This is a genomic window from Ramlibacter ginsenosidimutans (assembly GCF_016654015.1).
Lineage (GTDB): Bacteria > Pseudomonadota > Gammaproteobacteria > Burkholderiales > Burkholderiaceae_C > Ramlibacter > Ramlibacter ginsenosidimutans.
Window position 1 is genome coordinate 411436 of record NZ_JAEPWM010000001.1, and the last position, 25110, is coordinate 436545.

At 69.9% G+C, this 25110-nt stretch carries 26 protein-coding genes; 10 read left to right on the forward strand and 16 right to left on the reverse strand.

The genetic code is table 11. The features are described 5' to 3' along the window. Window positions 1–2: 2 nt before the first annotated feature. The 10 genes from JJB11_RS02070 to JJB11_RS02115 form a co-directional block, all read right to left on the reverse strand. Window positions 3–1004: a PDR/VanB family oxidoreductase gene (locus tag JJB11_RS02070; RefSeq protein ID WP_201166240.1), complete on the reverse strand. Its 1002-nt coding sequence runs from the start codon at window positions 1002–1004 to the stop codon at window positions 3–5. Between the two features lie 8 nt (window positions 1005–1012). Beyond that, window positions 1013–1684 (reverse strand): RraA family protein, encoded by a 672-nt coding sequence (locus tag JJB11_RS02075; RefSeq protein WP_201166241.1) that lies wholly within the window; start codon window positions 1682–1684, stop codon window positions 1013–1015. Next, window positions 1681–2337 (reverse strand): RraA family protein, encoded by a 657-nt coding sequence (locus tag JJB11_RS02080; protein WP_201166242.1) that lies wholly within the window; start codon window positions 2335–2337, stop codon window positions 1681–1683. The genes JJB11_RS02075 and JJB11_RS02080 overlap by 4 nt, the downstream gene beginning before the upstream one ends. A gap of 27 nt (window positions 2338–2364) precedes the next feature. Further along, complete coding sequence (locus JJB11_RS02085; protein ID WP_201166243.1) at window positions 2365–3039, reverse strand: RraA family protein; 675 nt, start codon at window positions 3037–3039, stop codon at window positions 2365–2367. A 1-nt stretch (window position 3040) separates the two neighbouring features. Continuing rightward, window positions 3041–3451 (reverse strand): RidA family protein, encoded by a 411-nt coding sequence (locus JJB11_RS02090; protein ID WP_201964549.1) that lies wholly within the window; start codon window positions 3449–3451, stop codon window positions 3041–3043. A 35-nt stretch (window positions 3452–3486) separates the two neighbouring features. Next, window positions 3487–4227 (reverse strand): ABC transporter ATP-binding protein, encoded by a 741-nt coding sequence (locus JJB11_RS02095; RefSeq protein ID WP_201964550.1) that lies wholly within the window; start codon window positions 4225–4227, stop codon window positions 3487–3489. Continuing rightward, window positions 4217–4960: an ATP-binding cassette domain-containing protein gene (locus tag JJB11_RS02100; protein WP_201166244.1), complete on the reverse strand. Its 744-nt coding sequence runs from the start codon at window positions 4958–4960 to the stop codon at window positions 4217–4219. The genes JJB11_RS02095 and JJB11_RS02100 overlap by 11 nt, the downstream gene beginning before the upstream one ends. After that, a complete protein-coding gene (locus JJB11_RS02105; protein ID WP_201166245.1) occupies window positions 4957–5991 on the reverse strand; it encodes a branched-chain amino acid ABC transporter permease in 1035 nt (344 codons plus the stop codon). Before JJB11_RS02105 ends, JJB11_RS02100 begins: the two co-directional genes overlap by 4 nt. After that, a complete protein-coding gene (locus JJB11_RS02110) occupies window positions 5984–6853 on the reverse strand; it encodes a branched-chain amino acid ABC transporter permease (protein ID WP_201166246.1) in 870 nt (289 codons plus the stop codon). Before JJB11_RS02110 ends, JJB11_RS02105 begins: the two co-directional genes overlap by 8 nt. A gap of 84 nt (window positions 6854–6937) precedes the next feature. Then, on the reverse strand, window positions 6938–8113 hold the full coding sequence (locus tag JJB11_RS02115) for an ABC transporter substrate-binding protein (protein ID WP_201166247.1): 1176 nt from the start codon (window positions 8111–8113) through the stop codon (window positions 6938–6940). A gap of 190 nt (window positions 8114–8303) precedes the next feature. On the opposite strand from JJB11_RS02115, the gene JJB11_RS02120 reads away from it, so the two are divergent. From JJB11_RS02120 to JJB11_RS02130, 3 genes are all read left to right on the forward strand, one after another. Next, the gene (locus JJB11_RS02120; RefSeq protein ID WP_201166248.1) at window positions 8304–9011 is read left to right on the forward strand and encodes a GntR family transcriptional regulator; all 708 of its coding nucleotides are present in this window, start codon (window positions 8304–8306) and stop codon (window positions 9009–9011) included. A 30-nt stretch (window positions 9012–9041) separates the two neighbouring features. Further along, a complete protein-coding gene (locus tag JJB11_RS02125; protein ID WP_201166249.1) occupies window positions 9042–10244 on the forward strand; it encodes an MFS transporter in 1203 nt (400 codons plus the stop codon). A 127-nt stretch (window positions 10245–10371) separates the two neighbouring features. Further along, window positions 10372–10530, forward strand: coding sequence for a hypothetical protein (locus tag JJB11_RS02130; RefSeq protein ID WP_201166250.1), 159 nt, complete (start codon window positions 10372–10374; stop codon window positions 10528–10530). 215 nt (window positions 10531–10745) lie between these two features. Here JJB11_RS02130 and JJB11_RS02135 read toward each other — a convergent pair whose 3' ends face one another. Genes JJB11_RS02135 through JJB11_RS02150 form a run of 4 tightly spaced genes read right to left on the reverse strand, consistent with a single transcriptional unit; the run spans window position 10746 to window position 15622 of the window. Next, entirely contained in the window at window positions 10746–12056 is a 1311-nt protein-coding gene (locus JJB11_RS02135) for a radical SAM/SPASM domain-containing protein (RefSeq protein ID WP_201166251.1), read from the reverse strand. Between the two features lie 4 nt (window positions 12057–12060). Beyond that, complete coding sequence (locus JJB11_RS02140; RefSeq protein ID WP_201166252.1) at window positions 12061–12258, reverse strand: hypothetical protein; 198 nt, start codon at window positions 12256–12258, stop codon at window positions 12061–12063. Window positions 12259–12270: 12 nt separating this feature from the next. Further along, window positions 12271–14544 (reverse strand): YcaO-like family protein, encoded by a 2274-nt coding sequence (locus tag JJB11_RS02145; RefSeq protein ID WP_201166253.1) that lies wholly within the window; start codon window positions 14542–14544, stop codon window positions 12271–12273. A gap of 4 nt (window positions 14545–14548) precedes the next feature. Beyond that, window positions 14549–15622 (reverse strand): hypothetical protein, encoded by a 1074-nt coding sequence (locus JJB11_RS02150; RefSeq protein ID WP_201166254.1) that lies wholly within the window; start codon window positions 15620–15622, stop codon window positions 14549–14551. Between the two features lie 94 nt (window positions 15623–15716). On the opposite strand from JJB11_RS02150, the gene ttcA reads away from it, so the two are divergent. From ttcA to JJB11_RS02185, 7 genes are all read left to right on the forward strand, one after another. After that, window positions 15717–16637, forward strand: coding sequence for a tRNA 2-thiocytidine(32) synthetase TtcA (ttcA, locus tag JJB11_RS02155; RefSeq protein WP_201166255.1), 921 nt, complete (start codon window positions 15717–15719; stop codon window positions 16635–16637). A 36-nt stretch (window positions 16638–16673) separates the two neighbouring features. Next, a complete protein-coding gene (locus tag JJB11_RS02160) occupies window positions 16674–17270 on the forward strand; it encodes a DUF4136 domain-containing protein (protein WP_201166256.1) in 597 nt (198 codons plus the stop codon). Between the two features lie 56 nt (window positions 17271–17326). Then, window positions 17327–17971, forward strand: coding sequence for a histidine phosphatase family protein (locus tag JJB11_RS02165; protein WP_201166257.1), 645 nt, complete (start codon window positions 17327–17329; stop codon window positions 17969–17971). After that, window positions 17940–19133 (forward strand): DSD1 family PLP-dependent enzyme, encoded by a 1194-nt coding sequence (locus JJB11_RS02170; RefSeq protein WP_201166258.1) that lies wholly within the window; start codon window positions 17940–17942, stop codon window positions 19131–19133. Before JJB11_RS02165 ends, JJB11_RS02170 begins: the two co-directional genes overlap by 32 nt. A 19-nt stretch (window positions 19134–19152) precedes the next feature. Further along, window positions 19153–20919, forward strand: coding sequence for a lysoplasmalogenase family protein (locus JJB11_RS02175; RefSeq protein ID WP_201166259.1), 1767 nt, complete (start codon window positions 19153–19155; stop codon window positions 20917–20919). Next, the gene (locus JJB11_RS02180) at window positions 20916–21905 is read left to right on the forward strand and encodes a N5-glutamine methyltransferase family protein (protein ID WP_201166260.1); all 990 of its coding nucleotides are present in this window, start codon (window positions 20916–20918) and stop codon (window positions 21903–21905) included. The genes JJB11_RS02175 and JJB11_RS02180 overlap by 4 nt, the downstream gene beginning before the upstream one ends. Before the next feature lie 85 nt (window positions 21906–21990). Continuing rightward, window positions 21991–23463 carry an iron-containing redox enzyme family protein gene (locus JJB11_RS02185; RefSeq protein WP_201166261.1) on the forward strand — a complete coding sequence of 491 codons (1473 nt, stop codon included), beginning with the start codon at window positions 21991–21993 and terminating at the stop codon, window positions 23461–23463. Window positions 23464–23479: 16 nt separating this feature from the next. Here the strand turns inward: JJB11_RS02185 and ruvB are convergent, their stop codons facing one another. Together ruvB and ruvA are read right to left on the reverse strand one after the other, a co-directional pair. Continuing rightward, the gene (gene ruvB, locus JJB11_RS02190; protein ID WP_201166262.1) at window positions 23480–24538 is read right to left on the reverse strand and encodes a Holliday junction branch migration DNA helicase RuvB; all 1059 of its coding nucleotides are present in this window, start codon (window positions 24536–24538) and stop codon (window positions 23480–23482) included. Further along, window positions 24535–25110 carry a Holliday junction branch migration protein RuvA gene (gene ruvA, locus JJB11_RS02195; RefSeq protein WP_201166263.1) on the reverse strand — a complete coding sequence of 192 codons (576 nt, stop codon included), beginning with the start codon at window positions 25108–25110 and terminating at the stop codon, window positions 24535–24537. The genes ruvB and ruvA overlap by 4 nt, the downstream gene beginning before the upstream one ends.

Sequence of the window (25110 nt, forward strand, 5' to 3'; positions counted from 1 at the left end):
GCTCAGAGGTCGAGGACCAGTTCGGCGCCGGCGCACCGTGACACGCACAACATGAGCCGGTCCGCCGGAGGATGGACGCGGCCCGCGTAGATCGGGTCGCGGTGGTCGGGGATGCCGGCCAGCACCCGCGTCTCGCAGGTCCCGCACAGGCCCTCGCGGCAGGAGTAGTCGACGTCGACGCCGCCCTCGAGGAGCACGTCGAGGATGCTGCGCCCGGGCGGCACGTCGAGCGTGCGCGCCGAGCGTTCGAGCCGCACCCGGAAACTTTCTTCGGGCGCCGTGGTCGCGGGTACGGCAGGCGCCGAGAACCATTCGACGTGCACGCGCCCGGGCGCGACACCGGCGGTGGCGCGCACGAAGGCCTTCAGCATCGGCGCCGGGCCGCAGCAGTAGAAATGCGCATCCGCCGGCGCGGCGCGGACGACGCCCTCGAGGTCCAGCATCGCATTGCCGGGCAGCCGGTCGAACACGATGACGACGCGCCCGCGTCCATCCTGCGCCGCCAGCGCCAGCAGTTCCTCGAGGAACGCCGCGCGCGCCGGCGTGCGCACGCAGTAATGCAGCGTCCAGGGCCGGCCCCCGGCGGCAAGGCGCCGCGCCATCGACAGCAGGGGCGTGATGCCGATGCCGCCGGCGATGAGGATCGCATGTCCCCCGCCTGCGTGCAGCGCGAAGTTGTTGCGCGGACTGCCGATGCGCAGCACGTCGCCGGCTCGGATGCGCGCGTGCAGTGCGGCCGAGCCGCCGCGGCTCGCCGGATCGCGACCGACCCCGATCACGTAGCGATGCCGCTCGGTGCAGTCGTTGGCCAGCGAGTACTGGCGCTGGAGCGCCGGCCATCCGCGGAGAGCAGGGATCTCGACGTCGATGTGGCTGCCGGGCTCGAAGGGCGGCAGCGGCGCGCCATCGTGCGCGCGCAGATCCAGGGAGAGCACGTCCTGCGCCTCGGCGCGCACCGCGTGCACGCGCACAGGCCTGAGGGCGGCGGAGGTGCTGTCGCTCATGACGTCGCTCAGAAGTTGTAGAGCTCGAGGGTGCGCTCGCCGGCGCGGACGCGGTCGATGATCCCGGCCTCCTTGGCCTCGCGCGCCTGCGAGCTGGCCACCAGCTCCGCAGCCCGGTCGCGCGGCAGGGCGACGACTCCGTCGCCGTCGCCGACGATCAGGTCGCCGGCGCGGACGGTGACCTCGTCGAACAACACGGGATGGTTGATCCAGCCCCGCGCGCCGAAGTCCTTGCCCGTGCCGCGGATGCACAGCCCGCGCGCGAAGACCGGAAAGCCGAGTTGCGCGAGCAGCGCGCCGTCGCGCACGCAGCCGTCGATAACCAGGCCACCCAGCTTGCGGGCCTGCGCGGCGGTGGACATGATCTCGCCCCAGTAGCCGTAGTCGTGGGCGCCGCCCACGTGCACCACCAGCACGTCGCCCGGCTGGGCGACGTAGAGGGCGCGGTGCAGCCACAGGTTGTCGCCCCCCGGGGACTGCACGGTGATGGCCGGGCCGCACACGCGCATCGAAGGCACGACGGGCTTGATCGCGCAGGGCAAGGCGCCGATGCGGCCGCCGGCTTCGTGCAGCGTGGCCGTCGGCAGCGTACGGGCCGCTTCCAGCGTGGCCGCGTCGGGCCGCTCGACGGCTTCGCGGATGGTGGGACCCGCCGGGGCGGGCAGCGTCGCCGCCGTCATTGGGCCGCCCTCGTTTGCAGTTGGTGGTAGCGGTGCTTCTCGCGCGCCTCGCGCAGCGTCATGCCGCCGCGCACGGATTCGCGGATCGCGTCCTCGGCGCGCTGGATCTCTTCGGCGGTGGCGAGCACCTTGTCCTCGTGCTCCTTCGGGATCACGACCACCCCGTCGGCGTCCCCTCGCAGCAGGTCGCCGGGGCAGACGCGCACGTCGCCGATGTTCACCGGCACGCCGGTCGCCTCGACCTGCACCCGGTCCTTGCCGGTACGCATCCAGTTGTCGCGGCTATAGATGGGATATCCCAGCTTCAAGCTGAGCGCCACGTCGCGGTTGATGCCGTCGATCACGGTGCCCGCAATGCCCTTGGCGTGCGCGATCTCGGTGAGGATGTCGCCCCAGACGGTGGCGTTGTCGCGCCCGCCGTTGTCCAGCACGACCACGCTCCCGGGTGCGACGTCGTCGATGTAGTCGCCCACCGTGCCGGCGGGCGAACCGGCCGGTCCGTACAGGAGGGTCCAGGCGCGGCCCGTCATGCGGAAATCGGTGGAGCGCGGCTTGATGCGGTAACACTGGCCGTTCAGGCCATGGCGGTCGAGCGCGTCGCTCAGGGTGGCGGTGTCCAGTTCGCTGGCGCGCTGGATGTTGCGGTCGGTCATTGGCAAGTTCCTTCGGTGCGCGGCGGCTCAGCGCAGCATGTGTTCGTAGTCCGCGCCCATCACCTCGCTGATGGGCCTTCCAGCCATGAGGGCGCGTGCCATGGCGGCCTCGCGCCCGCTGATGGCCTCGGCCGCATCGAGCACGCGTGCGACGTCGCCAGCCCGGATGAACGCGACACCGCTGGCATCGGCGAGCACGTAGTCGCCGGGGTGCACGGTCACATCGCCGATGCGCACTGGCTCGTTGGTGAAGGCTTCGGCGACCCGGCTGCGCGCGGTGCGCGCCGTCAGACTGCGGCAATACACCGGGAAGTCGTAGGTGCGCGCTTCGTCGATGTCGCGCACCGGGCCGTCGACCACCACGCCGGCCACCTGGCGCAGCTTGGCCCCGAGCGAAAGGATCCCGCCCCACGAGCCTGCTTCGATGCCGGTGCGCTGCTCCACGACGATCACCTCGCCGGGGCGGGCAGCCTCCACGGCGGTGGTGCCCAGGTGCCGCGGCGGACCATCGCGCGCGGGCGCCTCGGCGGCGGGCACCAGCTTGTAGGTGACCACGCGGCCGGCGATGCGCCGCGTGGTGGAACGCTGCTCGAGTCCGCTGGCCACGCCCGCGATGCCGAGCTTGTCCATTGCGTCCGAGACGGCGCAGCAGTCCAGGCGCGAGAGGCGCCGCACCGGGTCCAGATCGTCCTGCGCGGCCACGTCAGCGGTCCTGGATCACGGCGACGACCTCGATCTGCACCAGCATGCCGCCGGGCAGGTCCACCACCTGCGTGTGGCGCGCGGGCCGGTCGTGCGGGTCGGGAAAGCACTTGAGCCACTCCGCGTTGAGGGCCTCGCGCTGCCCGTTGTCCTTGACGTAGGCCGTCACGCGCACCACGTCGTCGAGCGTCGCGCCGCCGTTGGCCAGCAGCGTCCGCAGGTTCTGGAACATGTACCGCGCCTGCGAGGGGCCGTCCGGCGGCAGCGTGTCGGTGGCCGGATCCTTGCCCATGATCCCGGAGGAATAGAGGATGTTGCCGACGCGCGCGCCCATGGGGATCGGCGCGTTGCCGTGGGAGACGCCCTCGACCTCGATCGAGCGCGGCCGGGTGGGGTTGGTGGTGGTGCTCAAGGTTCGTCCTGCGTAAGGGTTGGAAGTTCGTCGGGTCAGTGCGACAGACCCAGCAACCGCTCGACGAGGGCTTCGTCGGCCAGCATGTCGCGGCTCGCGCCCTCGTGGACCACGGCGCCGTGGTCGATGACGACGCAGCGTTCCGAATGAGCCAGCGCCTGTTCGTATTTCTGTTCGACCAGCAGGATGCTCATGCGGCCGGAGCCGCGCATGCGGTCGATGGCCGCCAGCATTTCCTGCACGACCAGCGGCGCGAGGCCCTCCACGGGTTCGTCCAGCAGAAGCACCTGCGGGTTGGTCATCAGCGCGCGGCCCAGGGCCAGCATCTGCTGCTCGCCCCCGGAGAGCTGGTCTCCGTAGTTGCTGCGCCGCTCGCGAAGGCGCGGGAAGAGTCCGTACACGCGTTCGAGCGTCCACTCCCCTCCGCGGGCGACGACCAGCAGGTTCTCTTCGACGGTGAGGGAGGGGAACACCTCGCGCTCCTGCGGAACCCAGGCGATGCCGGCGCGGTTGCGCTCGTGCGCCTGCAGGCGCTCGACCGGCTTGCCGCGCAGCAGGATGCGGCCGGCGTGGTGCTGGGTCAGGCCCATGATGGTCTCCACCAGCGTGGTCTTGCCCACGCCGTTGCGGCCCATCACCACGAGTGTCTCGGATTCGCGCAGGTCCAGCGTGAGTTCGTGCAGCACGCGCGAGGCGCCGTAGCCCGCGCACACGCCCTGGAGTTGCAGCACGCAATCGGCCGCCGGCGCGCGCGCCGTGGAGGTGTCAATGTCCAAGGTAGGCCCCTTTCACGCCGTCGTGGCTCCGGATCTCCTCCGGCGTGCCGGTGGCCAGCACCGAGCCGCCGGCCAGCACCGACACGCGCTGCGCGTAGCGGAACACGATGTTCATGTCGTGTTCCACGAACAGCATGGTCGTGCCGTCGGTGAGCGTGGCCAGCTGTTCGAACAGCTCCTGGCCCTGGTGCGTGGACAAACCGGCGGCCGGTTCGTCGAGCAGCAGCACGCGGGGCCGCAGTGCGAACGCCAGCACCACCTCGAGCAGACGCTGCTTGCCGTACGGCAGTGCCTGCGTCAGGGCCGTCGCGTCGTCGGCGAGGCCGAACTTGTGCAGGAGCGCGTCCGCCTCCTCGATCTGGGGCTTGAGCGACTTGAGCGGGCGCAACGAGGGCCGCGCCACACCGTCACGCTGCGACAGGGCGATCAGTACCGACTCGAGCGGCGTGAGGCTGGCGAACAGGGTGTTGATCTGGAAAGTCCGGACGATGCCCGCCTTGACGCGGTCGCGGGCGCTGGTGCGCGTGACGTCGCGTCCGTCCAGGAACACCTTTCCGGCCGTGGGTGAGAGCAGCCCGGTCACCACGGCGACGAAGGTGCTCTTGCCCGCGCCGTTGGGGCCGATCACTGCGTGACGCTCGCCGCGCTGAAGCGCGAACTCGAGCCCGTTGAACACTTTCAGGCCGCCGAAGGCCATGGACAGCCCGCGGGTCTGCAGGACGACGTCGCTCACGAGGGTTCCCCTTGTGCGGTGACTTCGGAGCCGGAGGCCGGGGATGGCGCCGCGCCGCGCCGCGGCCGCCAGCGCGCCAGCTGGTCGCGCACGGTCGGCAGGATGCCCTTGCGGAAGAAGGAGACGATCAGCACCAGCAACAGGCCGATCCAGAAGTACCAGTAGATCGGATTCATCGCCGCCAGCTGGTCGCGCATCAGCAGGAACACGATCGCTCCGATGAAGCCGCCGTACAGCACCGCCGTGCCGCCGATCACCAGGATGACCAGCACGTCGGCCGAGCGCTGGAAGGACAGCACTTCGGGCGAGACGAACTGGGTCGTCTGCGTCAGCAGCGCCCCGGCGACGCCGGCCACAGCGGCCGAGATCGCGAAGGTCCAGGTCAGGTCGGCATCCAGAGGCGCGCCGAGCATGGTCATCCGCCGCGGCTTGTCGCGCGCGCCGAGCAGGGAGAGGCCCCAGCTGGAATTCACGAGCGCGCGCGTCAGCAGGAACAGCAGGAAAACCACGACCAGCGTATAGACGTAGGCCGTGCGGCCGAACATGTCGAAGCGGAACAGGCCGAGCACCGGTGCGATCGAGATCCCCTGCACGCCGTCGTCGCCACCCGTGAGCTCAGTGGAGCGGTGTACGAAGTCATAGAGCAGCAGGTTCAGCCCCAGGGTCACCATCAGCAGGCCCACGCCATGCAGGCCGCGCACGATGCGGCCGGTGGCCAGGCCCGCCACTCCGGCCAGCAGGCCGGCGACGAACAGGCCCGAGATGGGCTCGCTCCAGCCGTACTTGCCCAGGAAGCCCGCGGTGTACGCGCCGATCCCGAAGAAGGTTGCGTGGCCCAACGAGGGGATGCCGCGGTAGCCGAGGACGAGGTCGAGCGAGAGCGCGAACAGGCCCCACGCCAGCACTTGCCCGAACAGCGCCAGGTTGGCGCCGGGCACGAAGAACAGCACCACCCACGCCATCCAGAAGGCGACTTCCCACCCGCTCCAGCGGGAACGCGCATGGAAGTACTGCAAAGCTGCCTCACGCATGGGCGGTCTTCCTTCCAAGCAGGCCTTGCGGGCGCCAGAGCATCACGGCGATGGTGACGAGATAGATGATCGAGCCGCCCGCAGCGGGCACGTAGTACTTGGAGGCCACGTCGGCGATGCCCAGGCCCAGCGCTGCGGCGAGCGTGCCGAAGATGGTTCCCATCCCGCCGACCGACACCACGATCAGTACGTAGACCAGGTAGCGGAAGGGGAAGTTGGGATCGAGGCCCAGGAGGCTGGCGGACATGGCGCCGCCCAAGCCGGCGAGACCGCCGCCGATTGCGAAGGTGAGCGCGAAGACGACATGCGTGTTGAGCCCGCAGCCCGCCGCGGCCCGGCGGTTGTCGACGCAGGCGCGGATCATGGCGCCAAAGCGGGTGCGCTCGATTCCGAGCCAGATGGCCAGCGTGAGGGCCGCCCCGACCACCACCAGGAACAGGCGGTAGCGCTCGAGGTTCAGTCCGAGCACCACCTGCTGGCCGGTGAGCCAGGCCGGTACGCTGACCGGCTTGAACTCGGGGCCCCAGACGTACGCCACGCTGGACACCGACATGAAAACCAGACCGATGGTCAGCAGCACCTGGGTGAGGTCGTCCGTGCCGTAGAAATGGCGCAGGACCAGGCGCTCGACCGCGAGCGAGAAGATGGCGGTGGCGACGAAGGCCAGGGGCAGCGCCGCGAGGAACGGCAGGCCCCACGCACTCATCGCCGTGACCGCCACGTACCCGCCCAGCATGCAGAGGCTGACGTGCGCGAGGTTGACGAAGCGCATCATCCCCATCGTCACGGACAGGCCGACGGCCATCACGAACAGCAGGAAGCCGTACGCGATCCCGTTGAACAGGGTTGTCAGGATGATCATCGCCATCGACGCCGGGGGCGCTCTCCAGGACTAGCGGAAGGGAGGGGGCGGAACGGGGGCCGACGCGTGGCCGGCCCCGGCGGATCACTTGGGGGAAACGTCCGGCATCGTCTCGATTTCGACGTTCTGCAGTTCGCCGTCGCGGCGCTCCACCCTGCGCACGTAGACGTTCTGGACGATGTCGCCAGTGGTCTTGTCGAGCGTGAACGGGCCGCGCGGACTCTCGAACTTGCTGCCCTTGACGGTGGCCATGAACTTTTCCGCATCGAACTTCTGGCCGCGCTGCGCCTCCAGGCCGGAATACAGCACGGTGAGCGCATCCCACACCGCCACGTTGCCGAGCGAGATCCGCGGCTTCTTGCCAAAGGCCTTCTGGTAGTCGGCGACGAACTTCTTGTTCAGCGCGCTGTCGTGCACTTCGGAGTACATGCCCGTGCTGATGACGCCGAGCGCGGAATCACCGGCCGCGTCGAGCGTGCTCTCGTCCGTCACGTCGCCCGTGGTCACCAGCTTGAGCTTGCCGTTCTTCAGGCCGGCGTCGGAATAGGCCTTGAGGAAGCCCAGCGACAGCTCGCCGATCGGCATGAAGGCGAACACCGCGTCGGCGTTGGCATCCTTGATGCGCTGCATGTAGCCGGAGAACTCGGGGTTGCGCACCGGCACCTTGATGGTGGTGACGACCTGGCCGCCCAGTTCCTTGAAGGTCGTCGTGAACGTTGCCTCGGCGTCGTGGCCGGGCGCGTAGTCGGCGATCACGACGACCATCTTCTTCAGGCCGTTTTTCGCGGCCCACTGCGCCGCCGGGCGCACGGACTGCGGGATCGAATAGAAGGTCCGCGTGTAGTACGGCGACTTCTCGCCCACGATGCCCTGGGTGGCGGCGCCCATGATGATCGCGGGCACCTTGGCTTCTGTCAGCAGCGGGGCCATGGCAAGCACGTTCGGCGTGAAGTCCGGCCCGATGATGACCTGCGCCTTCTCGCGAACGATCAACTCCTGCGCCATGCGGCGGGCCACCTCGGGATTGGGGCCGGTCGTATCGCGGCGGATGAACTCCAGCTTCTTGCCGCCCGGCTCGGAGCCGTGCGTTTTCTGGAACTGCTTGATCAGGTTGTCGGCCGCCTGCCCGGCCATGCCGCTGATTCCGGAATAACTCAGCAGCACGCCGACCCGGACGGTTTCCTGGGCCATCGCCGTGGTCGCCACGGCGACGCCCAGCAGGCCAGCGGCAAGACCACGAAGTGTTCTGGATGCGTTCACGAAACTGTCTCCTGTTCGCGTGGCGCTTGGCCACGTTCTGTTGTTGGATGCGGGAACACGGGCAGGGTCGAATTCAGAAGTGAACTCTAAATTGAATTCAATCCTGAATGTTCAGGACAAACCCGAGAGCGATTGGTACTAACATCCGCGTCCAGAAACGACGTTCACCGCGGAAATCAAGGGAGAAGTGATGGAGCAGCCGGAGACGGACAGGGCGAGCGGCGCAATGAACCGTGCGCTGCAGGGGCTCAAGCGACTCATCATTGGTGGGGAGCTCATGCCGGGCGAACAGGTGCGGCAGGAGGAGATGGCCGAGCAGCTGCGCGTCAGCCGCGTGCCGCTGCGCGAGGCCATGAACGTGCTGGCCGACCAGGGCCTGCTGTTCCACCGCCCGCATCAGGGCTACTTCGTAACCAAGCGGGCGCCCAACGAGCACGCGCAGATCCGCCGCATGCTCCACCTGCTCGAGAACGAGCTGATGACGACCGTGCGGTGGCCCGATGCCGAGCGCCTGCAGGAGCTGCGCGACCTGAACGCGCAGATGCGCGAAGCCGTGCGGCAGAGCGACATCCGCACGCTCATCGACGTGAACCGCCGCTTTCACTTCCGCATCTTTTCGCTCTCGCCAAACGGGTTGATCCTGGAGGAAGTGCGGCGGCTGTGGTCGATGATCGAGCCGTCGATGTGGACCAAGTACAACCGAGCCGACGACCGGGAGAAGACGCTCGAGGAGCACGACCGGTTGATCGCCGCCATGGAGGCGCGCGATCGGAGCCGCTGCGTGAGCGAGATGGAGCGCCATCGCTATAGCGCCGAGTTCGGGCTTCCGATCGAACTGCCTGGCGTGGATGCCGACCTTGCGATGCCGGTCGATCACACGTCCGGAAACGGCTCGTGACGGCGACGAGGCAACGATAGCCTCGCAGCGGTGAAAACAGTCGCCCCTTCCTTCGCGCAGGTCGCCGGTTCGCGCGACTCGACGCCCGCGCTCTTCCTCGCATTCGCCTGCGGTTTGATCGCGGCCAACCTGTACTACGCGCAACCGCTTGCCGGCCCCCTCGCGGCGTCGCTGGGCCTGCCGCCCGGTGCCGCCGGACTGCTGGTGGCAATGACGCAGGCCGGCTACGGCACCGGACTGTTGCTCGCGGCTCCGCTCGGCGACGTGGTGGAGAACCGGCGTCTGGTGCTCGCGCTGCTCGCCGCATCCTTCTGCGGACTGTGCGGCCTCGCCTCGGCCTCCGGCCCGGCGCTGTTCCTGGCGTGCGCCTTCCTCACGGGCGTAGGCTCCGTGGCGGTGCAGGTGTTGATCCCGTACTCGGCCCACTTGGCGCCCGAACCACAGCGCGGGCGGGTCGTGGGCACCGTCATGGCAGGCATGACGCTCGGCATCATGCTCGCGCGGCCAGTTTCCAGCGCGCTGGCGGGGCTGGGCTGGGACCGCGCCGCATTCGCGCTGTCGGCCCTGGCCATGGCAGCGCTGGCCCTGGTGCTTCGCCGCGCGCTGCCGGCGCGCCAGCCGGCGGCTGCGGGCAGGTATTCCGACCTCCTGGTGAGCATGCTCCGCCTCGTGGGCCGGGAGCCGGTGCTGCGCGAACGCGCGTTGCAGCACCTGTTCATGTTCGGTTCCTTCAGCCTGTTCTGGACGACGGTACCGCTGCAGCTCGCGCAGGGCTACGGCCTTTCGCGCTCGGGCATCGCCTGGTTCGCACTGGCGGGCGTCGCGGGCGTCGTCTCGGCACCGGTGGCGGGACGCCTCGCCGACCAAGGCAAGAGCGGGCCGGCCACGGCGCTGGCGATGGCGAGTGCGCTCGTCGCCCTCCTCGTCGCGCATCTCGCGCCTGGGGGCACCACGCTTGGCCTGGGCCTGCTGGTATTCGCCGCGATCCTGCTGGACTTTGGCATCGTGGCCAATCTGTCGCTGGGCAAGCAGGCTATCTTCGCGCTCGACCCTGCCCTGCGCTCCCGCCTGAACGCGGTCTACACCGCCTTGTTCTTCACCGGGGGCGCGGCCGGCTCCTTCATCGGAAGCTGGGCACAGGCCAACGGCGGCTGGACGCTCGCGTCCCGGATCGGGATGGCCCTGCCCGCGTGTGCGCTGGCCTTGCTCGCCTGGGGGAACAGGCCGCGCTGATCACTCCCCGCCTGCGGTGGCGCCGACCCCGGCCGGGCCGCCGCTGTTCACCACAGTCATGGAAAGGGGCAGGCGCGCTGCCCCTGCTACGGATGCTGCATCCGGGCGAGCGGCAGAAACTGGCCGCATGAAACCGACATCCCGCCTCTGTCGCGCCCTGTGCCTCGCCGCCTGCCTGTCGCCCCTGCTCCTGGCCGCATGCACCGTGGACTTCACCCCCGGCGACGCCAAGCCGGCCGTCTATACGCCCTACCCGGCCCGAGCGGCGAGCAGCGGCATGCCGTGAGGGAAGCGGCCTGCTGGAAGGCGGACATCCGGAAGCGGACATCCGGAAGGCGGACAACCGGACGCAGAGGTCGCAAAGGTTACGCAGAGGTCGCAAAAGGACTTCCAATGAAGGACGGGGCGTCCATTCGACTTGGATCTCCTTCCGATCTGTATTTTTTGCGAGCTTGGCTGTTTACTTTTGCGACCTCCGCGTCCGGCTGTCCGTATCCGCTTTCAGCTCGACACGATTGGAATGACCGCCCGCGGACGCCGGATGTCGCCCGTGATGCGTTGCAGGCGCAGGCCGGTCACCTGGCGCAGGATGCCGGCCAGGATCGCCTGGTTGTAGCGGTACTCGTTCTCGCACGACTGCGCGAACGACGCATCCTGCAGGAACATGCAGCCGCCCTGGCACAACTGCACGACGGGGCAGTGCCAGCAGCACTCGCGACCCGACCAGTGCGTGGCGGTATCGAGTCGCACGTCTTCCATCTGTCCGACGTGACCGAGCTTGTGCTGCCCGCGGGCGCCGGTGGTCTGGCAGGTCATCACGTTGCCTTGCAGGTCGACGGCGAGGTGACCCGGATCGTCCATGCTGCATTTCTGGCCCAGCGCGGATGCGGGCCGCGCGCTTCGTAGCGAGCCGATGAAATCGCGCGCCTTCTGCCGGATGCTGGCGTAGCGCAGGGCCTCGCCGCTGACGAAGCCCTCGGCGATGCTCTCGTGCAAGCGCGCGTAGTCGCTCGGCGTCCAGCGCGCCGGCCCGGCCAGGGCGGTTTCGTCGTAGGCGCCCACGGCGCCTTCGGTCTCCAGCGCGAGATCGGGGTGCCCGAACCGGTCGCGCAACCACTGTGCCGTCTGCGCGATGTCGGCGTTGGCCGCCGTGAGCACCACATTGACCATGACCCGCCGCCGCGCGCCGCCGCGCCGGCGCACCAGCGCGCGGATCCAGTGGCCGCTGCGCGGCGCATCCAGCGGATCGGGCCCGCGCAGCGATTGCCCCGGTCCGTCGTGCGAGATCGCCACGTGGAGATCCCAGCGCTCGATGAACTCCAGGATCTCCTCGTCGAGCAGGCTGCCGTTGCTGATCATGCTGAAGTGCGCGTCCGGGAAGCGGGCGCGCAGCTGCGGCACGAGCACCTTCAGTTTCGCGAAATACAGCAGGGGCTCGCCACCCCAGAACTCGATGCGCCCCGGCGCACCTTGCAGCCAGGTATCCAGGGTGGCGAGGAACGCCGCGGCGTCCGCGGTGCGCGTCACCGCCGCATCCCCGACCGAGGACGCCTGGTTGCAATAGCTGCACGCGTAGTTGCAGCGCATCCCCAGCTGGATCTTCAGCGTGCCGGCCTCGCGTGACTTCCAGCCCGGAGACTGCGGCGAGACGCGCTCGACCTCGTCGTACGCCTGGGGCTCGACGTCCGCGAACAGCGGCGCGCCTTCGTCATCGAGGAGCTCGCTGCGGTGCGGGCGGTAGTGCAGGCGGACGGGCGAGCCGTCCGGGGCGACGCAGTGAAGCACGTACGCCGGGTCCGGCGCCCAGGCCATGGGCTCACGCGCCGCTGGCGGGATTCGGCTTCTTGCGGCGGCGCTGATCCGGGGGCGCGATGGCGATGCAGTCGGACGCGGTGCCCTCCAGCAGCGGGCCTTCGCCGGTCTTCAGCCAGCCGATCTCGTGCGCCTGCACGCCCCAGGTGAACGCGCGCTTGCCGCTGCGGGGCACGGGCTTCTTCGAACGATCGCTCTGCATGGTGCTGTCCTTTCAGGTGAACGGGTGGAGGAAGAAAGACGGGCCGCGGCGCCGGCCCTGCGCCGCGGCCTGGCGAAACGCGGCCAGGCCGGCCGGCTGCATGCCGTACTGGAACCAGATCGGGATGAGGCCGGTCACGACGGCGCGCACGACGCGGATCGGCGTGCGCCCCTGGTCGAGCGCCGCGCCCGCCGGCGTGAGGTCGAACGCATGCAGCTCGTGGCCCCGCGCGGCCAGCAGCGAGCACAGCGCAGGCCAGTGCTTGCAGGCACCCGTGAACGCGCCGGCCCATGCCAGCGCAGCGGCGGTGGCAGCGTAGAAATCGGAACGGCGGAAGCTGCGTGCCGCCTGGTAGTACCGGTGCACATCCGAGGGGGAACGCACCTGCGAGGCCGGCATCGCCGCCGGCCTGTGCGCACCGGCGTGGGCTGCGCGGCCTTCGGCCTCGTCCAGCGCCTTGTGGAGCGCCGCTTCGGCGCAGAAATCGGCCGCCGCCGTGATGGCGGTCAGCGGCGGGTTCATGCGCTGCAGGAACACCGAGCAGATCGGCACCCAGCCCGCGCCGATCGCCGCCACCGAAACGCGGAAGCCGGCGCTTTGGAGGTCCGCGATGCGCCGCTGCGCCGCCTCGGGCAGGCTGGTGATGGTGAGGGCAGGCGCCGACTGGCCGGAGAGCCAGTGGCGCAGGAAGGCATCGCGCTCGAGCAACTCCAGCGTGCCGCGCGCCAGCGCGCCCTCTGCATCCGGCCAGGCGGCCACGCCGGAGGTGCTCGCGTTCGCGCAGGCCTGCTGCCGTGCCCATTGCGGCAGGCTGGCGGCCGGGTGCAGGCACTCCGCCGGGAGATGGACCGCGCGCCCGCTGTCGGCGTGCACGCCCGCGCGCCAGAGATAGTCCCTTGCCGGCGAGAACGCTTGCAGGCCGAAGCCGGGCTGCGCGTACTGCCGCTGCGAGTACGCGCAGAACGCCTGCGGGTCGAGCGCGCCCGGGACATCGACCAGGGCCGCGCGCCGGCACGCCCCCAGCGTGCGCCAGCCCAGTCGCTCCCACGCTTCGGCTTCGGCCTTGCGCATCGCGAGCACCGGGTCGGCGGCGCGACCGAGCCCCGCCGTACCCGGTTGCTCGATCCACGATGCCGTGAACGCGAACGTGGGTGCCGCTTCGTGTGCACGCGGCAGCGGCGCGCGCCCGATTCGCAGCGCGGTGGCCCCCGCCGCGGCATCGAGATCGCGTGGATCCGGCGGCATGCCCAGCAGCAGCGAGGGCATCACCAGCCAGAGCGGTCGCCGGACGGCTGGCGCATCGTCCGGTGCGCGCAGCGTCTGCGCCAGTGCGGCCAGCGCCGGCCGCGCGGCCGTGTCGCCGCGCACCACCATGGCAACGCCCTGGGCCGCGGCCATCAGTTGCGCGTTCTGCAAGGCCTGTCCGGCCTCGACGTGCGCGAAGATCGTCGCGCGGTCGCCGTACTTGCGCGCGGGCACGGCGACGTCGTGCACCGGCACGACCAGCGCGGAGGCGAACTGCAGCGCGCGCGGGTCGCCGAGCAGGCGCCATGCGTCCTGCCACGCACCGGGCTGCGCTTCGAAGCTGGCGCCGCCTTCCTCGTGGAAGCGCGCTTCATGCACGCCGGCGGCGAGCGGCGGTGACTCGCCCTCCCCCGGCAATGCACGCAGCACGAACACGAACCAGCGCACGCTGTGCATGTTGCCGCCCGAGGCGATCGTGCGGTGCCATCGCACCGCATCGCCGGCCGCGCGCCGGGAGACGCCGTGCGCAGCCCACAGGATGGCCGCGAGGACAGCGGACGAAAACGGCGCGTCCGCGAAGGTGCGGACGCTCTCGCGCCCGGCCAGCAGTTGCGCCAGCGCACGGGATGCAGGCGAGTGCGCCGCATGACCGCGCCCGGGCCGCAGGCGCGCATGGGCAAGCGCGGGCAGGCGCGCCAATTCCCCGGTCGCCGTGATCGGCACGTGCAGGCCCGGCAGGTCGCCGAGTTCCGACCAGTTCGCCAGCGCCTCGCCGGCCTCGACGATCGCGCCCTCGGCGCACAGGTCCGAAAGGAAACCTTCGATGGCCACCGGCTCCCACTGGCGACCGAGCTGCGCGGCCACTTCCTTCCAGCGCAGGCGGCCGTCGCACAGTTCCAGCACGCGCGCCAGCAAACCGGCGGGTGCCGTCACGCGCAATTCGCGCCTCGGCAACTCGCACACGAGTCCGTCGCGCCGGACCAGCCAACGGCCGAAGGCCAGCGGAAATTCCGCGCTGCGGGGCACCGGTGCCGTGCGCATGGCCTCAGGCCCTGGGGGGGCCGAACAGGGTGGAGAAGATGTGCGCATAGCCGTCCGGCGGCAGCGTGGGATTGCTGTTCACCTCCAGCCACCAGACCTGGCCTTGCGCATCCAGCACGCCATCCACGGCGAACAGCACCGGCGCCGGGAAGCGCTTCTGCAATTCCTGCGCCACGGCCGCGCCGACCCGGTCGACGTCGGCACGCGCGCGCGTCGGCAGGGCATCGAGGATGCTGTCGGAGTGCGGATTGAGGCTGTCTCCCGCATAAGTGCGCCCATAACGGAAATCGAGCCACACCGCCCGCTCCGCGGCCGGCACCGCGTCGAGCGACAAGTGCTGGAACGCGAGCGCATCTTCGAGGAAGGGCTGCTCGGGCGAGCCGAGCCAATCGGCTGCAGCCGGCCCGAGACGCTCGTGCAGCAGCGCGCGGACGGACGACGTGCCATCGCCGCGCAGGCAGGGCCAGGCCTGGCGGTGCGCGAAGAAGGCTTCGCTGCCCCAGAACCATGCCTTCAGCGCGTCGCCTTCCACGAACTCCTCGGCGAACACCGGCGTGGCCGCACCCGGCCCTGCCGCAGGCGCCGGCGGCATCCGGCCGGGGGCGGAGCCGGATCGATACGGACCGGTGATCTCGTAGCCGAACGAGCCGGTCGCGGACTTCAGGATGTAGTCGCCGCGCGGCGCATCGGCCGGCCAGCGGGCGGGCACCTTGAGGCCCGCTGCCGCGGCGAAGGACTTGAACGCCAGCTTGTCGTCCGAGAGCTCGTAGCGCACGATGCCGTAGGGCAACCAGCCGATGAAGCCCATGGCGTAGTCCACGAGTTCGTGCGTGTGGAACAGGCGTCCTTCGCGGCGGGCGAGGAAACGCGGGTGGAAGCGGAAGAAGCGATTGCGGCAACGCACCTCGAGCTCGCAGTTGCGCAGGTCCAGGCTCGCCTCGGCGCCTTCGGCGTCGGCCCAGGCCTTGACCGCGCGCATGTGGTTCAGCGTGATGGCGATATACGACATGGCGGCGGGCGGCGCACGACTCCAGCGGGAACGGGCGCCGATCTTCATCCGGCGTGCTGCGGGCGTCATCGGAAAAAAGGCACGCCGTTTCTGTGCGCCCCCCGCGAATGGCGGATCGCCACCCGGTCGGGACGCGAAACCGCCGTGGTGCGAAAATGCGGCCATGAGCGCCGTCTGGATCGAGCAGGACCCCACCCCCGCGAGCAGCGATCGCCGCATCGAGCGTGAGAACCACAAGCTCGAGAAGCGGCTGTGCCGCCTCGTCGGCCAGGCGATCGGCGACTACAACATGATCGAGCAGGGCGACAAGGTGATGGTCTGCCTGTCCGGCGGCAAGGACAGCTACGCCTTGCTCGACGTCCTGCTGAAGCTGCAGCGGCGGGCGCCGGTCGATTTCGAGATCGTCGCCGTGAACCTGGACCAGAAGCAGCCGGGCTTTCCGGCGCACGTGCTGCCCGACTACCTGAAGGCGCTGGGCGTGTCCTTCCACATCGAGGAGCAGGACACCTACTCCATCGTCAAGGACAAGATCCCCGAAGGCAAGACGATGTGCAGCCTGTGCAGCCGGCTGCGCCGCGGCATCCTCTATCGGGTGGCCGACGAACTCGGCGCCACGAAGATCGCCCTGGGCCACCACCGCGACGACATGCTGCAGACGCTGTTCCTCAACATGTTCTTCGGCGGCAAGCTCAAGGGCATGCCGCCCAAGCTGGTGTCCGACGACGGCAGGCACATGGTGATCCGCCCGCTCGCCTACGTGAACGAGACGGACCTGGTGCGCTGGGCCGAGGTGCAGGCCTTTCCCATCATCCCGTGCACGCTGTGCGGCAGCCAGGAAAACCTGCAGCGCAAGCAGGTCGGCGCGATGCTGAAGGACTGGGAGCGCCGGTTCCCCGGGCGACTCGACAACATGCTGCATGCGTTACAGAACGTCGTGCCGTCCCACCTGGCGGATGCATCCTTGTACGATTTCAAGGGACTGGCCGCGCACGGGGAGCCCGATCCGCAAGGCGACCGGGCCTTCGATCCCGAGGACCTCCCCGCCGATGCCGCGCTGCCGGCCCTGCAAATCATCCGCATGTGACGGCAGGCGCAGCGCGCCTGGTTGGGAGCTTGTTCGATGCCGCGTCCGATCCGCTACCTGTTCGCCGCAGTGGCCGCCGTGCTCCTGCTCTCCGGTTGCGCGAACACCTACCTGCTGGAAAACCAGGTCCAGTCCTTCTCCCAGATCGCCACGCTGCCGGCGCAGCCCACCTACCGGTTCGAGCGCTCGCTGTCACAGCAGGCCGACCCCACCCAGCAAGCCCTGGAAGCACTGGCCGACACCGCGCTGCACGCGGCCGGCCTGCGGCGTGACGACGCCGCCCCGCACTTCGCCGTGCAGGTGGGCGCGCATACGGAGCAGGTGCTCTCGCCCTATGCCGATCCCTACTGGGGGCCGGGCGGCTGGAGCCTGGGCTTCGGCGGCCATCATGGCGCCATCGGCTTCGGCGGTCCCTGGCCGATGATGGACTCGTACTGGTTCCGCCGCGAGGTGAGCGTGCTGATCCGGGAGCTGCCTTCCAACCGGCTGGTCTACGAGACGCATGCCGTCAGCGACGGGCCGCTCCTGGACAACCGCGTCGTGCTGCCCGCCATGTTCGACGCCGCGCTGCAGGGCTTCCCGCATCCGCCGCCCGGCCCGCGCCGCGTCGACATCCAGCTGGGTGCGCGCTAGCAGTCTGCGGCGGCCTCGATTTGGGTCCCGGCCGGGCCGTCCCTACAATGAGCCGCATGGAAGCCACGCGCATCATCGCCGTACGGCACGGAGAGACGTCCTGGAACGTGGACTCCCGCATCCAGGGCCAGCTCGATGTGCAGCTCAACGACACCGGGCGGTGGCAGGCGCGCCGCGTGGGCCATGCCCTGGCGACGGAGCAGCTGGGCGCCGTCTACTCCAGTGACCTGCGCCGGGCGCACGAGACGGCGCGGGCCATCGCCGATGCCGCCGGCATCCCGGTGGTCGCCCACCCGGGCCTGCGCGAGCGGCGCTTCGGCATGTTCGAGGGCAGGACCTTCGACGAGATCCAGCGCAACTGGCCCGACCACGCGCAGAACTGGAAGAAACGCATTCCCGAATGGCAGCCGCCCGACGGCGGCGAATCGCTGCTGGAACTGCGCGAGCGCGTGCACCGTACCGTGCAGGACCTGGCGTCGCGCCACTGCGGCGAGCAGATCGCCGTGGTCGCGCACGGCGGCGTGCTCGACACCCTGTACCGCATCGCCACCGGCCAGGAAGTGAACTCGCCGCGCACCTGGCAGCTGCCCAATGGCGCGATCAACCGGTTGCTGTGGACGCCCGAGGGCTTCACGCTCGTGGGCTGGTCGGACACACAGCACCTGGAACATGCACCCTTCGACGAAAACACCTCTTTCTGAAGACCTGAAGCGGCTGGTCGGCCAGCCAGTCGCGGCGATCGATACGCCTTCGCTGGTGATCGACCTCGACGCCATGCAGCGCAACCTCAGCCGCATGGCGGAGTTCGCGCGCAAGCACGACATCCGCTGGCGTCCGCACGCCAAGATGCACAAGAGCGCCGCCATCGCGCGCCTGCAGCAGCAGGCGGGCGCCACCGGCGTGTGCGTGCAGAAGACCAGCGAGGCCGAGGCCATGGCGGCCGGCGGCGTGCTCGACATCTACATCAGCAACGAGGTGGTCGCGCCGGCGAAGCTCGCGCGCGTGGCCGACCTCGCGCACCGGCTGGCGGGCGAAGGCGGCCAGCTCGCCATCGCGGTGGACAGCGCGGAAGGGGTGCGGCGGCTGGCGGACGCCATGAACGACCGGCGCCGCGGCGGCCCCGCGGCCGTGATCGACGTGTTCGTGGAGATCGACGTCGGCCAGGGCCGCTGCGGTGTGCGTCCGGGGCGCGCGGCGGTGGAGCTCGCGCACGAGATCCGCAAGCACCCGGCCCTGCGCTTCGCCGGCCTGCAGGCCTATCACGGCAAGGCGCAACACCTGCGCTCGCCGCAGGCGCGACGCGAGGCCATCGCCACGGTGCTGCAGGACGTGCAGTTCACGCGCAAGCTGATGGAGCAGGACGGGCTGCAGGTGCCCCTCGTCACCGGGGCAGGCACCGGCACCATGCTGTACGAGGCCGCCAGCGGCGTCTACGGCGAACTGCAGGCCGGCTCCTTCCTGTTCATGGACGCGGACTACGCGGCCAACGAGCGCGACGCGGCGCAGCCGCAGTTCGAGCACGCCCTGTTCGTGAAGTCGCAGGTCATGAGCTCCGGCCTGCTGCACGCGGTGTGCGACGCGGGCCACAAGAGCCACGCCATCGACTCGGGCCTGCCGCGCGTGCTGGCGCTGGAGCCCACCGGCGAGCTGGACTACCTCAATGGCGGCGACGAGCACGGCATCCTGAAGCCCGCGGGCGGCAACCAGCGCGTGCCGCACCTCGACGACACGGTCTGGCTCATCCCCGGCCACTGCGATCCGACCGTGAACCTGCACCAGCACATGATCGGCGTCACCGGAGGATTGGAAAAAGGCCGCGTGGACAAGATCATCCGGGTCGATGCGAGGGGCGCGCTGACCTGAGCTGCGCCAGAATCGGGGCATGCAGCTGAGCCCCAGCCAGGTCATCGTCCTCGCCACGCCCGTCTTCCTGCTGTCCATAGGCATCGAGGCGGCGTGGGGCCGTTGGCGTGGCCGCAATACGTACCGCCTGAACGACGCGATCAACAGCCTCTCGCTCGGCGTGCTGAGCCAGGTGAGCGCCGTGCTGACGCGCCTGTTCCGCATCGGCATCTACACCGCGGTGTTCTCGTGGGTCTCGCTCTGGCACGCCGACGCGTTCTGGACTTCGCTGCCCGGCTGGCTGCTGGCTCTGCTGTTCTACGACTTCTGCTACTACTGGCTGCACCGTGCGGGGCACGAAGTCGCGGTGTTCTGGGCGGCCCACGTCGTGCACCACCAGAGCCAGGACTACAACCTCTCCACCGCCTTGCGCCAGACCAGTACGGGCGCGCTGCTCGGATGGATCTTCTACCTGCCCATGGCCGTCGCGGGCGTGCCGCCGCTGGTGTTCGGCGTGGTGGCGCTGGTGGACCTGCTGTACCAGTTCTGGGTGCACACCGAGCACGTGGGCAAGCTGGGCTGGTTCGACCGCTGGTTCTGTTCGCCTTCGAACCACCGCGTGCACCACGCCGTGAACGACGGCTACCTCGATCGCAACTACGGCGGCGTGCTGATCGTCTGGGACCGCCTGTTCGGCAGCTTCACCGAAGAGGGTGAGCCCTGCGTCTACGGGACGCGCGCGCCGCTGGAGAGCTGGGACCCGCTCTGGTCGAACTTCGAGGTGTACTGGGCGCTCGCCAGGGACAGCTGGCACGCGCGCTCCTGGGCCGACAAGCTGCGGGTGTGGTTCAAGCCGCCGGGTTGGCGGCCGGCCGACGTCGCGCAGCGCTTTCCCAAGCCCGCCTTTTCCATGGCAGCGGTCCGCCGCTACCACCCGCCGATGACGCCGGCGCTGGCGTGGTTCGCGTGCGTGCAGTTCGTCGTGCTGCTGGCCGCTGCACTGGTGTTCCTCTGGCAGGCGGACCAGGCGCCGGTCGCCGATCTCGCGGTGTGGCTCGCGGTGCTCGCCGCATCGCTGTGGGCGGTCGGTGCGTCCATGCAGGGACGCATGGGGATGCTCGACGTGCTGCTGGTGGAAGCCGCCGCGCTCGCCACGGCCACCTCCGTCCAGGGTTGGGTGGCGGCGCACCAGGTGTTCAAGCCGCTGGCGCTGCTGCTCGCGATCGCGGTGGTGGCCACGCGCAGCGGCTGGATGCGGCAGCAGCGCGCCTTCGACCTCAAGCTGTCGGCGGCGCTGCTGCTTTGCCTGACGGGTGATGTGCTGCTGATGCGGCCCGGGCTCTTCATCCCGGGCCTGGTCGCCTTCCTGCTCGCGCACCTGTGCTACCTGGCCTTGTTCCGTCAGGGCGTGCGGTGGTTCGCCAGCCGCACCGCGCTGGCCTGCACCCTGGGCGCGGCGGTCGCGATGTACGCGGCGCTGTTCCCCTTCCTCGGGCCCGTGCTGAAGGGCGCGGTGGCGGCGTATGCGCTGGTCATCGCGCTGATGGCGGCGCAGGCCATCGGGCGCGCGACGCTGCTGCGCGATGCGGCGTCGACGGCCGTCGCGATCGGCGCCGTGTTCTTCATGCTGAGCGACGGCCTGCTCGCCATCAACCGCTTCGCGCACCCGCTGCCGATGGCGCAGTTCTGGGTGCTCGCCACCTATTACGCCGCGCAGGTGCTGATCGTGCGCAACGCGCGCCCCGTCGGCCCGGTCGCTCTCTCCGGCTTGCGTTCCATGCCCGAGGCTGCGGCGGTGGCTTCATGACAGCGGGCCGCTCCGGGGACCCGGATCCGACGGCTGCGCTGTTGCGCGTCGCCGCCTGGCTGCAGCAGAAGGACTACGCCTTCACCACGGTCACGCCGGCGACGCATGCGCGCGTGAACGCACGGCCTGCGGCGCAGGTGGCGCGCACGCTGCGTGACGTGTTCGGCTGGAGCCGCCCCTTCGCGCCCGCGCTGCTGCCGTCCGACGTGCTCGATGTTCTGCGCGACGCGGGGCTCGTGCAGACCGCGGCCGACGGCTTGCTGCGCAGTGCCGTGCGGTTCTCCACGTTGTCCGGCCGGCTCTTCGCGCACTCGGCCTACCCGACCGAGCAGGAGGACGCCGTCTTCTTCGGGCCGGACACTTACCGGTTCGCGCAACTGATCGAAGACGAACTCGCGCGCTCGACCCTGCCGCCGCACGCGCGCATCCTGGACCTCGGTTGCGGAAGCGGCGCGGGCGGTATCGTGGCGGCGCGGGCCGTGCCGGACGTCCAGCCCGAGCTGGTGCTGTCCGACATCAATCCGCGGGCGCTGCGGTTCGCGGCCGCGAACGCCGCCCTGGCCGGCTGCGGCCAGGCGCAGCTGGTGCAAAGCGACCTGTATGCCGCGACACCGGGCACGTTCGACCTGGTGCTGGCCAATCCTCCCTACCTGAACGACGCCGCCGAACGCACGTACCGCCACGGCGGCGGCCGCTTCGGCGAGGCACTGTCCGCACGCATCGTGCGCGAGGGCCTGCCACGGCTGGCTGCAGGCGGCCGGCTGGTCCTCTACACCGGCGCCGCGATGGTGGACGGCGACGATCCGCTGCTGGCCTTGCTGCGCCCGGACCTCGAGGCTGCGGGCTGGCCGTGGCGCTATCGCGAGCTCGACCCCGACGTGTTCGGGGAGGAACTGGAGCAGCCCGCCTACGGCGACGCCGAACGCATCGCCGTGGTGGCGCTGGTCGTGCGCAGGCCGGGTCTCGCCGCAGCGGCATCGTCGTAGCCCAGCCGCGGCGTAGGAGCGCGCGCACGCAGATGCGCGGGCCGCCCCGATGGGCAGGCGGAACGTGTCACAGCACAGTGGCCGGATGCACATCGGAGAACAAGAATGGCGTCAGTTGCGGGCCCTGCCCGGCGCCGCCGACGCGAGCGCAGGCAGCGCTGATTTCCACAAGGACCTGTACCACCGGCTGGCGGACCGCGAGCCCGACGAGGGCGCCCGGCGCGAAGCCGCCGATTTCCTGCGCGCCAAGCTGATGGAACTGCAATCCGAGCCCGCGCATCTCCCGGCATCGCCCTCTGACCTGCTGGCCTGGATGGAGGAGAACACCCGCAACGTGCACGCGCGCTATGCGGCCTACCTGCAGGATCGCAAGGCCGGCGCTCCGCGCCGCTACTTCAGCAATCGCGCGCATGCGCTGTACGTGCTGCGCGGCGTCGCACCGACCAAGCTGGTCGACGGCGCATGGCTCTACGGCTTGCTGCCGCACTGGCGCAACCCCCGCCTCGCGGACCTGGTGCGCACCTACGTCGAGGAACTCGGCGAGGGCGCGGTCGACAAGAACCACGTCGTCCTCTATCGCAAGCTGCTGGCCTCCCATGCGCTGGATCCGCTCGACGACCTGGACGATGCGCTGTACGAACAGGGCCTGATCCAGCTCGCGCTGGCGTGGAATGCGCAGGCCTTCCTGCCGGAGGTGGTCGGCTTCAACCTCGGGTACGAGCAGTTGCCGCTGCACCTGTTGATCACGTCGTACGAGCTCAATGAGCTGGGGCTGGATCCCTACTACTTCACCCTGCATGTGACGGTGGACAACGCGGACACCGGCCATGCCCGCCGCGCGTGCCAGGCGGTGATGGACATGCTCCCGCGCCTGGACGATGGCGGCGCGTTCTGGCAGCGCGTGCACGCGGGGGCGAAACTCGCGAGCGCAGGACTGGGGACCAGCGACGTCATCAAAGGCTTCGACATCGGGCGCGAGGCGCTGCGCATCCTCGCGCGCAAGGCGACCACGGGCCAGGGCGCGCATTCGGAGTATTGCCGGATCGCCGGCCGCGGCATCAATGACTGGCTGGCTGCGCCGGAACAGATGCCCGGTTTTGTCACCGCGCTGGAGCAAGCCGGCTGGATCCGCTTCGGCGAGCCGGCGGAGGCGAGCCGCTTCTGGCGCCTGCTGCAAGGCGAGCGCGCCGAGATGTTCGGTGTGTCCTCCACTTACGAACTGCAGGTGCTGCACGACTGGATGCGCGGCGCCGCCAGCGCCGACGGCCGCCCGTTCACCGAAGCCGCGCCGACCGGCGGGACGCCGAAGCGCCGGGCCACGTTCCGGGCCGGCGTGCGCGGCCGCGGAGTGCCGGCGGAGGCGGCCGGCGACCCGTTGGACCCCGACCTCACCTTGCTGCGGGAGCAGATGCGCACGGCGGACGATGGCACGCGCACCGCCCTGTTGCTGCGCGCGATGTCGCCCGCGCAGCACTGGACGCCGGCAGGACTGGAAGCGACGCGGGTCTTCTGGGGCGAGCTGACGTCCCTGCCGGCACGCGTCCCGTGCGCGGCGTGACGCGCGCGATCGTCGCTCAGCCCTCGAACAGGCCGCCCTCGCGCTGCGGCGGCACGACGCCGAGGTGCCGGTACGCCGCCATCGTGGCGACGCGTCCGCGCGGGGTGCGCTGCAGGTAGCCTTGCTGGATCAGGTAGGGCTCGATCACGTCCTCGATGGTGTCGCGCTCCTCGCCGATCGAGGCGGCGACGTTGTCCAGCCCCACTGGGCCGCCGTCGAAGCGATGGATCACCGCTTCCAGCAGCTTGCGGTCCATCACGTCGAAGCCGAGCGGATCGACGTCGAGCATGGTCAGCGCCTTCTGCGCCGTCGCCTGGTCGATGCTGCCGCTGCCCTTGACCTCGGCGTAGTCGCGCACCCGGCGCAGCAGGCGGTTGGCGATGCGCGGCGTGCCGCGCGAGCGGCGCGCGATTTCCGAGGCGCCCTCCTGGTCGATCGGCGCCTTCAGCAGTCCGGCGCTGCGATGCACGATGCGCGTGAGCTCCTCCGCCGTGTAGAACTCCAGCCGCGCGACGATGCCGAAGCGGTCGCGCAGCGGATTGGTCAGCATGCCGGCACGCGTGGTCGCGCCCACCAGCGTGAAGGGCTGCAGGTCCAGCTTGATCGAGCGGGCCGCGGGGCCTTCGCCGATCATGATGTCGATCTGGTAGTCCTCCAGCGCGGGATAGAGGATTTCCTCCACCACGGGCGAGAGGCGATGGATCTCGTCGATGAACAGGACGTCGTTGCGTTCGAGGTTGGTGAGCAGCGCGGCCAGGTCCTTGGGCTTCTCCAGTACCGGGCCCGAGGTGGAGCGCAGGTTCACGCCCAGTTCGTTGGCGATGATGTGCGACAGCGTCGTCTTGCCGAGGCCGGGTGGTCCGAACAGCAGCACGTGGTCCAGCGCCTCGCCGCGCTTGCGCGCCGCGCCGATGAAGATCTCCAGCTGTTCGCGGGTCTTCGCCTGCCCGACGTATTCGGCCAGGCCCTTGGGACGCAGTGCGCGTTCGAGGGCTTCTTCCTGCGGCGAGGCGGGCGCGGCGGACACGACGCGCTTGGAAGGCGCCGGCGCGAAATCGTCGGTGGAAATGGTCATCGGGCGAGTGCCTTCAACGCCAGCTTGATGCCGTCACTCACGCCCACCTCCTTGGGCAGCGACTTCAGCGAAGCCTGCGCTTCCTTGTCGCTGTAGCCCAGGGCGACCAGCGCCTGCAGGATATCGGCCTGGGCATCATCGACGACATGGCCGGCAGGCAGGCCGAGGTCGGCGCCGACCTTGCCCTTCAACTCCAGCAGCAGCCGTTCCGCCGTCTTCTTGCCGATGCCGGGGATCTTCACCAGCCGGCTCGCGTCCTGCTGCGTGACGGCCTGGCCGATGTCGCCCACGCTCATGCCACTGAGCACCGCGAGCGCGGTGCGCGGGCCCACGCCGGAAATCTTGATCAGCTGGCGGAACGCTTCGCGCTCGCCGGGCGTGCCGAACCCGAACAGGATCTGCGCGTCCTCGCGGACCACGAAGTGCGTGAGCAGCGAGACCTTCTCGCCCAGCGCGGGCAGGTTGTAGAACGTGCTCATGGGCACGTCCACCTCGTAGCCCACGCCATGGCAGTCCACCAGGACTTGCGGCGGGTTCTTTTCGGACAACGTCCCCGTCAATCTGCCTATCAT